The 13787-nt window shown below is 73.9% G+C and carries 2 pseudogenes; both read right to left on the reverse strand.

Annotated elements, in window-relative coordinates:
- Window positions 1–3: 3 nt before the first annotated feature.
- Window positions 4–4989, reverse strand: a pseudogene (locus tag OG928_RS06580) (acyltransferase domain-containing protein); the annotation flags it as partial.
- A 349-nt stretch (window positions 4990–5338) separates the two neighbouring features.
- Window positions 5339–13748 (reverse strand): annotated as a pseudogene (locus OG928_RS06585) (type I polyketide synthase); the annotation flags it as partial.
- Between the last annotated feature and the right edge of the window lie 39 nt (window positions 13749–13787).

Consider the following 13787-nt stretch of genomic DNA (forward strand, 5'->3'; position numbering starts at 1 on the left):
CGCTCACGCGGACCCGGGCAGTCCGGCCGCCCATTCCACGATCGTCGCCGCGGTCAGGTCGGCGTGGTCCTCCAGCACGGTGAAGTGGTCGCCCTCGATCCCGATCAGGTCGTGCGGCTGCGGCCAGTAGGCCCGCCAGTCCCAGCGGCCCTCGGGGTCGATCACCGTGCCCTCGACGGGGGTCTGCGCCTGCGCGACGAGCGTCGGTGTCGCGATCGGCAGCGGCTTCCAGTCCGCGAACAGCCGCTGGTACAGGCCCATCGTGCTCATGTTGGTGTCGTCGAGCGTCATGTCGTACTGCGCGATCCGGCCGAGCATTCCCTCGATCATCGCCGGCAGCCACCAGTCCATGCCCGGTACGAGCGCGGTGTCGATGGGGAACGTGTCGACCAGGCCGAGCCCGACCGGACGCACTCCCTCGGCCTCCAGGCGCCGGGTCACCTCGTGCGCGATGCAGCCGCCCATCGAGCGGCCCACCACGATGAACGGCGCGTCGCCCACCGCCGCGCGCACCGTCTCGACGTGCATGCGGATCAGCGCGTCGGCGTGGTCCGGGAGCGATTCGTCGGCGACGAACCCCGGGGTCTGGATCACGAAGACGTCCCTTTCCCCCTGGAACACCTGGCCGAAGCGCGCGTACTCGTGCGGACCGGAGATCGCGCTCAGCGACGGGAAGCAGACGATCTTGGGCCCCTGGTCCCCGGTCGCCAGCCGCAGCACGGGCTTGACGTGCGCGTCCCGTTCGGCCTCCGTGAAGGACGCCCGCAGGCCCGCCGACGCCATGATCACCTCGGCGGCCGTGTTGTACTTCCCGGCCTTGCAGAGCTGTACGTAGAACGACGCGAGCGCACCCTTCGTACGCTCGGCCGAGGTCGAGGTCGAGGTCGAGGTCGAGTCCGGAGCCGAGTCGAATGCCGAACCAACCCCGCCGACCCGGGACTTGCCCTGCTCCTCCAGCGACGACCGCAGGTGAATCGCCAGCCCGCGCGGGGTCGGGTGTGCGATCGTGACCGTCGCCGACAGGCGCAGCCCGGTCGCCCCGGCGAGCCGGTTGCGCAGCTCGACGGCGGTCAGCGAGTCGAGGCCGACCTCCAGGAACGCCTGGTCGGCGTCCACGCTCTCGTCGGCCGCGTGGCCGAGTACGACGCCCAGTTCGGTGCGCACCAGGTCCACGAGGATGTCGTCCCGCTCGGCCTCGGCCACGGCCGCGAGCCGCTGCGCGAGCGCCGACCCCGTGGTCGCCGGCGCGGATCGCGCCGCCCGCCGGGTCCGCCGCGCGCCGCCGGCCGCGTCCGCCGCGCCCACCACCCGCAACCGCGCGCCCGGTCCACCGCCGAGCCGCCCGGCCGGCACCGGACGGGACACGAGCGACCCGACCGACAGCACCGGGGCACCCGACTCGTCGGCGGCTTCGAGCGACAGCGCGTCGGGCCCGTCCGGCACGAGCCGAACCCGCAGCCGCGCGGCTCCGGACGCGTGCAGCCGTACGTCGTTCCACGCGTAGGCCAGGCTGATACCGGCCGCGGTGCCCTCCGTCGCGGCCCGGCGCAGCGCGTCGACCACCGCCAGGTGCAGTGCGGAGTCGAGCAGGGCCGGATGCACCCCGAAACCCTCGGACCCGTCGGCCCTCTCGACCCCGTCTGCCTCTTCCTCGCCCAGCGCGACCTCCGCGAACAACGCGTCGTCCGTCCGCCACGCGAGTTGCAGGCCCTGGAAGACCGGTCCGTAGTCGATCCCGGCCGCGGCCAACAGCTCGTACGCGTCCTCGACCGGCACCGAGGCGGCATCGGCGGGCGGCCAGGTGCCGAAGTCGAACCCACCGGCGCCCACGGGCGGTTCCGGTGCCAGGAAGCCGCCGGCGTGCCGCGTCCACTCGGTGTCGTCGGAGGCGTCCTCGTCCCGCGAGAACACCGCGAAACGTCGCCGACCGTCCTCGGCCACCGAGCCGACCACGACCTGGATGTGCACCGCCGCGTCCCGCTCGACCAGCACGAGCGGGGCCTCGATCACCAACTCGTCGACCGTGCCCAACCCGACCTCGTCCCCGGCTCGCACCGCGAGCTCCAGGAACGCCGCCGCCGGCAGCAGCACGGTGTCCTGTACCGCGTGGTCGGCGAGCCACGGGTGCGTGCGCACCGACAGGCGTCCGGTCAGCAGGACATCGTCCCCGTCGCCGGTGCCCACGGACGCGCCCAGCAAGGGGTGTTCCACCGAGCGCAGTCCGAGCGACGACGGGCCGGCGGCGGGCCGGGCCAGGGTCTCGCGCCAATAGCGCTTGCGCTGGAAGGGGTACGTGGGCAGGTCGACCCGCTGCGGCTGGTGTTCGGTGTAGGCGGCGGTCCAGTCGACCCCGACCCCGCGCACCCACAGTTCCGCGAGCGAGGTGTACAGGCGCTGCGCTCCGCCCTGATCGCGGCGCAACGTGCCCACCACGACCGGGGCTTCGTGGCCGGCCTCCTCCAACGTGGCCTCGATCGCGGCGATCAGCACGGGATGCGGGCTCACCTCGACGAACACCCCGTGCCCGGCGGCCGCGAGCCCGCGGGTCGCCTCCTCGAACCGCACCGTCTCGCGCAGATTGGTGACCCAGTAGCCGGCGTCGAGCACAGCCGTGTCGATCCAGTCCCCGGTCACCGTCGACCACACGGGGATCGGCCCGGACACCGGCGCGATCCCGGCCAGATCGGCCACGATCCGCGCCCGGATCTCCTCCACCTGCGCCGAATGCGACGCGTAGTCCACCGGAATCAACCGCGCCCGACCACCCTCGGCCGTCACCACGGCCACCAACTCCGCGAGTGCGTCCGGCTCCCCGGACACCACGACCTGGGCCGGCCCGTTCACCGCGGCCACAGACACCCGCTCGCCGAAGCCGGCGATCCGCTCGCGCACCTCGTCCACGGGCAGCGCCACCGACGCCATGCCGCCGCGTCCGGACAGCGCGACGATCGCCCGACTCCGCAACGCCACCACCCGGGCGCCGTCCTCAAGCGACAACCCACCGGCCACCACGGCCGCCGCGATCTCGCCCTGCGAATGACCCACCACCGCGTCCGGCACCACCCCGAACGACCGCCACACCTCCGCGAGCGACACCAACACCGCCCACAACACCGGCTGGACCACATCCACCCGATCCAACGAAGGCGCACCCTCCACACCCGTCAGCACATCGACCGGAGACCAGTCCACGAACGCCTCCAGGGCCTTCGCGCACTCCCCGAACCGCGCCGCGAACACCGGCGACTGACCGAACAGCTCGGCCGCCATCCCGACCCACTGCGACCCCTGCCCCGGAAACACGAACACGGTCCGGCCCACCGGCCCGGCCGACCCGGTTACCGCCCCGGCCGCCGACTCGCCGCGAAGCACCGCGCCCAGGCTCTCGATCAGGTCGGCCCGCTCGCCGATCACCACGGCCCGCTCGGCGAAGACCGCTCGCGAGGACACCAACGAGAAGCCCACATCGGCGGTGCGCGGCGAGGCGTCGACCTCCAGCCGATCCACAAGCCGAACCGCCTGTGCCCGCAGGGCGTCCGGCGTCTTCGCCGACAGCACCCACGGCAGCGGGACGGAGTCCGGCGCGGCGGCCGGCTCGTCCACGGCCGGCTCCACGGGCTCCTCGGCGGGCAGTTCGAGGATCACGTGCGCGTTGGTCCCGCTCACCCCGAAGGCCGACACCGCCGCCCGACGCGGCCGATCCGCCTCCGGCCAGGGCCGAGCCTCCGTCAGCAGCCTTACGGAGCCCGCCGACCAGTCCACGTGCGGGGTCGGTTCCTCCGCGTGCAGCGTCCTCGGCAGCACGCCGTGCCGCAACGCCTCGACCATCTTGATCACACCCGCCACACCCGCGGCGGCCTGCGCGTGCCCGATGTTCGACTTCAACGACCCCAGCCACAACGGCCGATCGGCCGGACGATCCCGGCCGTAGGTCGCCAGCAGCGCCTGCGCCTCGATCGGGTCGCCGAGCGTCGTCCCGGTGCCGTGTGCCTCCACGACGTCGACCTCGCCCGGCGACAGCTCGGCGTTGGCCAGTGCCTGCCGGATCACCCGTTGCTGGGCCGGGCCGTTCGGGGCGGTGAGCCCGTTCGAGGCGCCGTCCTGATTGACCGCCGAGCCCCGCACCACCGCCAACACCCGGTGTCCCAGCCGCTCGGCGTCCGAGAGCCGCTCCAGGACCAGCACGCCGACGCCCTCGGCCCAACCCGTGCCGTCCGCGGCGGCCGCGAACGCCTTGCACCGGCCGTCCACCGAGAGCCCGCGCTGGCGGGAAAACTCGACGTAGCCCATCGGCGACGCCATCACCGTCGCGCCGCCCGCGAGCGCGAGATCGCACTCGCCCGAACGCAGCGACTGAGTGGCCAGGTGCAGGGCCACCAGGGACGACGAGCACGCCGTGTCCACGGTCACGGCGGGCCCCTCGAACCCGAACGAGTACGAGATCCGGCCCGACGCGACGCTGCCGAGCGTCCCGGTCCCGAGATAGCCCTCCAGTTCCTCCGGCACCTGGTCGAGGGCCGGCGCGTAGTCGATGCCGGCGATTCCGGCGAACACGGCCGTACGGCTGCGCCGCAGGCTCGTGACGTCGATGCCGGCGCGCTCGAACGCGTCCCACGCGGTCTCCAGGAGCAGCCGCTGCTGCGGGTCGGTCGCGAGCGCCTCGCGCGGGGAGATCCCGAAGAACGCGGCGTCGAAGTCGCCCGCGTCGGGCAGGAACGAGCCCGCCGTCGTGTACGTGGTGCCCGCCCGATCCGGGTCCGGGTCGTAGATGTCCCGCAGGTCCCAGCCGCGATCGGTCGGCGCCTCGCCGACCGTGTCCGTCCCGGTGTCGACCAGGCGCCACAGGTCCTCCGGCGACGCGACGCCGCCGGGGAGGCGGCACGCCATGCCGACGATCGCGATCGGCTCGCGCCGGCTCGCCTCGACCTCGCGTACCCGCTTCTGCGCCTGCCGGACATCGGCGAGCGCGCGCTTGAGATATCCCCGGAGCTTCTCTTCGTCCGACATGGAACTGCCTTTCATTGCCATCGAATTGGTTGGCCCGGGGGGATTCAGCGGGACTCGAGGTCGCCGTCGAGGAGGCTGAACAACTCCTCGTCGCTCGCGCTGTCCAGGTCGATCTCGTCCGAGATGGTGGGGGCCGCGGCCACCGCGTCGCCCCACTTGTTCGCGAGCACCCGCAGTCGGCCGATGATCGCCAACCGCTGGGCCGAGTCGCCGAGGTCCGCGGTCAGCGCGGCGTCGAGCCGGTCCAGCTCTTCCAGCGCCGAGGGCAGCGGCAGTCCCGGCGCCCCGACCACGAGCCGCTCCGCGACGAACTCGGCGACGCCCGCGGGGGTCGGATAGTCGAAGATCAGCGTGGCGGGCAGTTGCAGCCCGGTCCCCGCGTTCAACCGGTTGCGCAGCTCGACGGCGGTCAGCGAGTCGAACCCGAGTTCCCGGAAGGCCCGTTCGGGCTCGACTCCGGCCACGTCGCCGTGCCCGAGCACCACCGCGGTCTCGGTGCGCACGAACTCGAGGATCGCCTCGTCCCGATCGGCCTCGGCCAGCCCAGCGATCCGGGCCGGCAACGCCGGGCCGGTGTCCTCGGCCGATGCGGCGACGGCGGCGGAGCCCACGGCAGCACCCGACAGCGCGAGTTCGACCGCGCCACCCTGCGCGGTCCGCTTCCCGTCCAGCCAGTAACGCTCGTGCTGGAACGCGTACGTGGGCAACTCGACCCGGCGCGCCCGATGCCCGGCGTACGCCGCGCTCCAGTCCACCTCGCCACCACGCACCCACAGTTCCGCGAGCGAGGTGTACAGGCGCTGCGCGCCGCCCTGGTCGCGGCGCAGCGTGCCGACCGCGATCGAGCGGGTCGCGCCGGCGGCCTCCAAGGTCTCCTGTATCGCCGCGACCAGCACGGGATGCGGGCTCACCTCGACGAACACGCCGTGCCCGGCGCCCGCGAGCCCGCGTACCGCCGCCTCGAAACGCACCGTCTCGCGCAGATTCGTGGCCCAGTAGGACGCGTCCATCGTCGCGGTGTCGATCCACTCGCCCGTCACCGTCGACCACACCGGGACCGAGCCGGACACCGGCACGATCGCGGCGAGGTCCGCCACGATCCGCGCCCGGATCTCCTCGACGTGCGCCGAATGCGACGCGTAGTCCACCGGGATGACCCGCGCCCGACCACCCTCCGCGGTCACCTCGGCCACCAACTCCGCGAGCGCGTCCGGCTCCCCGGACACCACGACCTGGGTCGGCCCGTTCACCGCGGCCACGGAAATCCGCCCGTCCCATCCGGCGATCCGCGCACGCACGTCGTCCTCGGCCAGCGCCACGGAGGCCATCCCACCGCGTCCGGACAGCGCGACGATCGCCCGACTGCGCAAGGCGACCACCCGGGCGCCGTCCTCAAGCGACAACCCACCGGCCACCACGGCCGCCGCGATCTCGCCCTGCGAATGACCCACCACCGCATCCGGCGCGACCCCGAACGACCGCCACACCTCCGCGAGCGACACCAACACCGCCCACAACACCGGCTGGACCACATCCACCCGATCCAACGAAGGCGCACCCTCGACCCCGGTCAGCACATCGGTCGCCGACCAATCCACGAACGCCTCCAGGGCCTTCGCGCACTCGCCGAATCGGGACGCGAACACCGGCGACTGACCGAACAGCTCGGCGGCCATCCCGGCCCATTGCGACCCCTGCCCCGGGAACACGAACACCCTCTTCCCGAGTTGGCCCGCGGCCGATCCGGCCACCACCCCGGCCGCCGAACCACCGCGGACCAGGGCACCCAGGCCATCGACCAGCCCGTCCCGGTCACCGATCACGACGGCACGCTCTTCGAGCACGGCCCGCGACCCGATCAACGCCGCGCCCACGTCCGCCGCATCGAACCCGTCGGCGACGAACGCGGCCAACCGCTCGGCCTGCCCACGCAGCGCCGGCGCCCGCTTGGCCGAGACGATCCACGGCAGCACCGCGTCGGGCGCGTCCTCGGCGCGTTCCACCTCCACCTCCACCTCGGCCGGCGGCTGTTCGAGGATCACGTGCGCGTTCGTCCCGCTCACCCCGAACGAGGAGACCCCGGCTCGCCGCGGCCTCCCGGTCTCCGGCCACGGCCGAGCCTCCGTCAACAGCCGCACCGCGCCCGCCGACCAGTCCACGTGCGGCGAAGGCTCGTCCACGTGCAGCGTCTTGGGCAGCACCCCGTGCCGCAACGCCTCGACCATCTTGATCACACCCGCCACACCCGCGGCGGCCTGCGCGTGGCCGATGTTCGACTTCAACGACCCCAGCCACAACGGCCGGTCGACCGGCCGGTCCTGACCGTAGGTCGCCAGCACGGCCTGTGCCTCGATCGGGTCGCCCAGCGTGGTCCCCGTGCCGTGCGCCTCCACCACATCGACATCCGCGACCGACAGACCCGAGTTGGCCAGCGCCTGCCGGATGACCCGCTGCTGCGAGGGCCCGTTCGGCGCGGTCAGCCCGTTGGACGCGCCGTCCTGGTTGACCGCCGAACCGCGCACGACCGCGAGCACCCGGTGTCCCAGCCGCTCGGCGTCCGAGAGCCGCTCCAGCAGGAGCATGCCGATTCCCTCGGCCCATCCGACGCCGTCCGCGGCGCCCGCGAACGCCTTGCAGCGCCCGTCGATCGAGAGCCCGCGCTGGCGGGAGAACTCGGTGAACGCGCCGGGCGAGGCCATTACCGCGACGCCACCGGCGACCGCGAGGTCGCTCTCGCCGAGCCGCAGCGACTGCGCGGCCAGGTGCAGCGTGACCAGCGACGACGAGCAGGCGGTGTCGATGGTGACCGCCGGGCCCTCGAAGCCGAACGAGTACGAGATCCGCCCCGAGGCGACGCTGCCCGCGTTGCCGTTGCCGACGTAACCCTCCAGCGACACCGGCACGTTGCCCGGGTGCGGCGCGTAGTCGTGGTACATCACGCCCGCGAACACGCCGGTCCGGCTGCCGCGCAGCGTCGTCGGGTCGATGCCCGCGCGCTCGATGACCTCCCACGTGGTCTCCAGGAGCAGCCGTTGCTGCGGGTCCGTGGCGAGCGCCTCGCGCGGCGAGATCTCGAAGAAGCCGGCGTCGAACTCGGCGGCGTCGTAGAGGAATCCGCCGTGACGGGTGTACGACTTGCCGGCCGCCTCCGGGTCCGGGTCGAAGAGGTCCTCCACGTCCCAGCCCCGGTCCTCCGGGAACTCCGCGATCGCGTCGGTGCCGGAGTCGACCAGGCGCCACAGGTCACCGGACGACGCGACGCCGCCCGGGAGCCGGCAGGCCATGCCGACGATCACGATGGGATCGTCCGCCCCCACCACCGGGACGACGGGCGCGACCACGGCCGGTGCCGCGTCGTCGCCCAGCACCTCGCCCCGCAGGAACTCGGCGAGCGCGCCCGGCGTCGGGTAGTCGAAGACCAGCGTCGCGGGCAACCGCAGACCGGTCGCGGCGGTGAGCCGATTGCGCAGTTCGACCGCCGTCAACGAGTCCATGCCGAGGTCGCTGAACGCGCGGCGCGCGCCGATTCCCTCGGGGTCGGCCCCCAACACGCCGGCGACCTCCCCACGCACCAGGTCCACGAGCGCCTGCTCGCGCTCGGCCGCGCCCAGACCCGCCAGGCGTCGTGCGAGCGAGGACGCGCCCGCGGCATCGGCCGCCTGGGCGGCGTGCCGTCGGGCGGGGCGGACCAGGCCGCGCAGCAGCGCGGGCACCGACTCGGACCGGGCCCGCAGCCCGGCCAGATCGAGCGGCGCGGGCACCAGCACGGGCTGGTCGTACGCCCTCGCCCCCGAGCCCGGTACGGCCACGAGGTCGAACAGGCGCAGTCCGTCGGCCGAGGCCAGCGCGCGGATGCCGGCCCGCGACGCGCGGGCGCGGTCCGCCTCGGCCAGGTGCGCGGTCATCCCGCCGGCCTCGGCCCACATGCCCCACGCCAGTGACACCGCAGGCAGCCCGAGCGCGCGGCGCCGGACCGCGAGCGCGTCCAGGAACGTGTTGGCGGCGGCGTAGTTGCCCTGCCCGGGGCCGCCCAGGACGGCGGCCACCGACGAGAACAGCACGAAGGCCGCGAGGTCCTGATCCCGGGTCAGCTCGTGCAGGTGCCATGCGGCGTCGGCCTTCGGCCGCAGTACGGCGGCCACCCGCTCGGGGGTGAGCGACTCGACGATGCCGTCGTCGATCACGCCCGCCGCGTGCACCACGGCGGTGAGCGGATGCTCCGCCGGAACGCTCGCGATCAGCCCGGCCACCGCGTCCCGGTCGGCCACGTCGGCCGCGGCGATCGTGACGTGTGCGCCCAGCGCGGTCAGCTCGGCGTCCAGCTCGGCCGCGCCGGGGGTGTCGGGGCCGCGACGGCCCGTCAGGAGCAGCCTGCGTACGCCGTGTTCGGCCACCAGGTGCCGGGCGAGCAGCGCGCCGAGCACCCCGACGCCGCCGGTCACGAGCACCGTGCCGGCCGGATCCCACGGCCGCACGACCCCCGAGGCTGCCGCGTCGACGGCGTCGACCGTCTCGCCCACGTCGACCGTGTCGACCGCGTCGACCACGTCGGGCCGCCGCAGCCGCGGCACCAACACCGCGCCCGCCCGGACCGCGAGTTGCGGTTCGTCGGCGGCGAGCGCCGTCGCGTACGCCGACCCGAGCACGGCGGCCGAGGCCGGATCCTCGTCCAGGTCGACCAGGACGATCCGCCCCGGCTGCTCGGACTGCGCCGACCGGATCAGCCCGGACACCGCCGCGCCGGCCGGGTCGGGCGCGTCGCCGTCGAGCGCCGCGACGGCGCCGCGCGTGACCACGAGGATCCGCGTGGCATCCCCCTGAAGGGCCGTCAGCACCCGGGCCGTCTCGCGGTGTGCCGCCACCACGGCGCCCGACAGGTCCACGGCGGCGTCCACGGACACCAGCAGCAGCCCGTCGTCCCACCCGACGTCGCCCGCGACGGTCGCCGCCGGCGCGGTCCACCCGACTTCGAACAGCGCGTCGTGCAACCCCGCCCTCGACGCGTCCAGCTGATCCGCCGTCACCAACCGGGTCGCGAGCGTCCCGATCGACACGACCGGCGCGCCGCTCTCGTCGGTGGCGTGGAAGGTCAGATCGCCGGGTCCGGTCATCGTGAGCCGTATCCGCAGCGCGGTCGCGCCGAAGGCGTGCAGCCGGACGTCGTTCCACGCGAACGGCAGCCGGTTCCCGCCGTCGCCCGCGTCCTCGAGGCTGCGGTACGACGCAATGTGCAGGGCCGCGTCCAGCAGCGCCGGGTGAATCCCGAACCGTGCCGCGTCCGCATGCTGTTCGGCGGGCAGGGCCGCCTCGGCGAGGATCTCGTCGCCCAGCCGCCACGCGGCCCGCAGGCCGCGGAAGGCCGCTCCGTAGACGATCCCGGCGTCGGCGAGCGCCGTGTACGCCTGCGACACGTCCAGCGCGATCGCCCCGACTGGCGGCCACGCACCGTCCCCGCTGTCCCCGACGGTCGGCGCCGCCCGATCCACCGAGTCCGCCAGGAATCCGCTCGCGTGCCGGTCCCACGGCGCGTCCGGCTCGGCGTCCTCGGGCCGGGCGTACACCGAGATCGGCCGCCTGCCGTCGGCCTCGCGCGCGCCCACGACCACTTGGACGTGCACCGCGTCCCGCTCGCGCAGTACCAGCGGCGCCTCGATCACCAGTTCGTCCACCGTGTCCAGGCCGACCTCGTCACCGGCCCGGATGGCCGCCTCCACGAAGGCCGTTCCCGGGACCAGCACCGAGCCCATGACGACGTGCTCGGCCAGCCACGGGTGCGTCCGCACGGACAGCCGCCCGGTCAGCAGCACGGCCTCACCCGCACCCTCGGCGGGCTCGGTCGCGCCCGTCCCGCCGGCCGCGACCCGCAGCGAGGCCGCGAGCAGCGGGTGGTCCGCGGCCGCGAGGCCGAGCCCGGTGGCGTCGCCGGCACCCGCTGCGGGCTGGTCGATCCAGAACCGCCTGTGCTGGAACGCGTACGTGGGCAGATCCACCCGACGCGCGCCGGAGCCGGCGAAGAAGGCGGGCCAGTCCACGTCCGCGCCGTGCACATGCGCGGTCCCCAGAGCGGTGAGCGCGGTGTCGACCTCGGGCCGGTCCCGGCGCAACGCCGCAGCGAACAGCGGCTGTTCGTGGACGCCTCCCGGCTCGGCCAGGCTGTCCTGCGCCATCGCGGTCAGGACGCCGTCGGGTCCGAGTTCGAGATACGTGCCGACGCCCACGTCCGCGAGGTACCCGATCCCGTCCGCGAACCGAACGGCGTTGCGGACGTGCGCGACCCAGTGCTTGGCGCTGCCGAGCTCCTCGATCCCGGCCGGTCGGCCGGTCAGATTCGAAACCACGGGGATGCGCGGGGCCCGGTAGGTCAGCGCGCCGGCGATCCGGCCGAACTCGGCCAACATGCCGCTCATCAGCGGCGAATGGAACGCGTGACTCACCCGCAGCCGCTTGGTCTTTCGGCCCCGCTCGGCGAATCCGGCGGCGATCGCGAGGGCCGTGTCTGTGTCGCCGGAGAGCACGATCGCCCGCGGCCCGTTGATCGCCGCGATGCCGACCTCGTCCTCGTGCCCGGCGAGCGCCGCGGTGACCTCGTCCTCGGTGGCCTGGATCGCGATCATCGCCCCGGTGGCGGGCATCGACTGCATGAGCCGGGCGCGGGCCGCGACCAGCGTCCCGGCGTCGTCGACGGAGAGCACGTCGGCGACGTGCGCGGCGGTCAGCTCGCCGAGCGAGTGGCCGGTCACGAAGTCCGGCCGCACACCCCACGATTCGTACAGGCGAAACAGCGCGACCTCGATCGCGAACAGCGCGGGCTGCGCGTACACCGTCCGGCCCAGCTGCTCGGCGGCATCGTCGACGACGCCGAACACGACCTCGCGCAGGGGGTACGGGACGTGTCCCGCGAGCTCCCGATCCAGCGCGGCGGCGACCTCGTCGAAGGCCGCCGCGAACACCGGGAAGGCGTCGTGGAGTTCGCGGCCCATGCCGACGCGCTGGCTGCCCTGGCCGGTGAACAGGTAGGCGAGGGGCCCGGAGCCGGACGCGGTGCCGCGCACCGCCGTCGTCGCGGGTTCGCCGTCGGCGAGCGCGTCGAGCCCGGCCAGGAACCCGGCCGGGTCGCCCGCGACCACGACCGCCCGCTCGTCGAACAGCGCCCGGGAGGTGGCCAGCGAGTAGCCGACGTCCACGATGTCGACGGCCTTGACCGCGGCGCCGCGGACATGGGCCGCGAGCCGAGCCGCCTGCTCGCGGAGCGCGGCGGGCGTCTTGCCGGAGACGATCCACGGCGCGACGACCGGACGGGCCGCGCTCGTCACGGCTGTCGTCGGGGCCTCCGCGGCACCCGCGGCACCCGCGCCACCTGCGCCACCCGCGCCACCCGCGGCACCCGCGGCCGGTGGCTCGACAAGCTGCTCCAGAAGCGGCTCCGGCAGCTCCGACGGCTCCGCGATCGACTGCTCCAGGAGCTGTTCCAAAATGATGTGCGCGTTCGTCCCACTCGCGCCGAACGCCGAGATCCCGACCCGGCGCGGCGCCCCGGTCTCGGGCCAGGCCCGAGCCTCCGTCAGCAGCCGTACCGCGCCCGCCGACCAGTCCACGTGCGGGGTCGGCTCGTCGATGTGCAGCGTCTTGGGCAGGACGCCGTGACGCATCGCCTCGATCATCTTGATCACGCCGACGATGCCGGCGGCGGCCTGGGTGTGCCCGATGTTGGACTTGGCCGAGCCGATCCACAGCGGCCGGTCCTCGGGCCGATCCTTGCCGTAGGTCGCGATCAGGGCCTGTGCCTCGATCGGGTCGCCCAGCGTCGTTCCCGTGCCGTGCGCCTCGACCGCGTCGATGTCGGCCGCGGTGAGCCGCGCGTTGCGCAGCGCCTGCCGGATCACCCGCTGCTGGGAGGGGCCGTTGGGCGCGGTCAGGCCGTTGGAGGCGCCGTCCTGGTTGACCGCGCTGCCGCGCAGCACGGCGAGCACGCGGTGACCCAACCGCCGGGCGTCGGCGAGCCGTTCGACCAGGACCAGGCCGGTGCCCTCGGACCACCCGGTCCCGTCCGCCGCACCGGCGAAGGCCTTGCAGCGTCCGTCGATCGACAGCCCGCGCTGTCGGGAGAACTCGATGAACCCCAGCGGCGACGCCATCAGCGTCACGCCGCCGGCCAGCGCGAGGTCGCATTCGCCGCTGCGCAGCGAGTGTGCCGCGAGGTGCAGCGCGACCAGCGAGGACGAGCACGCGGTGTCCACCGTCACCGCCGGGCCCTCGAACCCGAACGAGTAGGCGATCCGCCCGGACGCGACGCTGGCCGCGTTGCCGTTGCCGATGTACCCGCCGACCTCGTCGGGCACGGCGTTCAGTCGGGCCGCGTAGTCCTGCCCGTTGAGGCCCGCGAAGACCCCGGTCCGGCTGCCGGCCAGGGTGGTCGGGTCGATGCCCACCCGCTCGAACAGCTCCCACGCGGTCTCCAGGAGGAGCCGGTGCTGCGGGTCGGTCGCGAGCGCCTCGCGCGGCGAGATGCCGAAGAACTCGGCGTCGAACCCCGCGATGTCGGGCAGGAACGCGCCGTTGCGGGTGTACGTCTTCCCGGGTCGATCGGGATCCGGATCGTAGAGTTCCTCGACGTCCCAGCCGCGATCGGCGGGGAAGTCGCCGACGACGTCGACCCCTTCGGCGATGATCCGCCACAACTCCTCGGGCGACTCGGCCCCGCCGGGGAGCCTGCACGCGGCCGAGACGATCGCGATCGGTTCGGGCGTCGGGTTCTGTGCCTCCTTGAGCCGTTCCTGGGT

The organism is Embleya sp. NBC_00896, assembly GCF_045207785.1.
Taxonomy (GTDB): Bacteria; Actinomycetota; Actinomycetes; order Streptomycetales; family Streptomycetaceae; genus Embleya.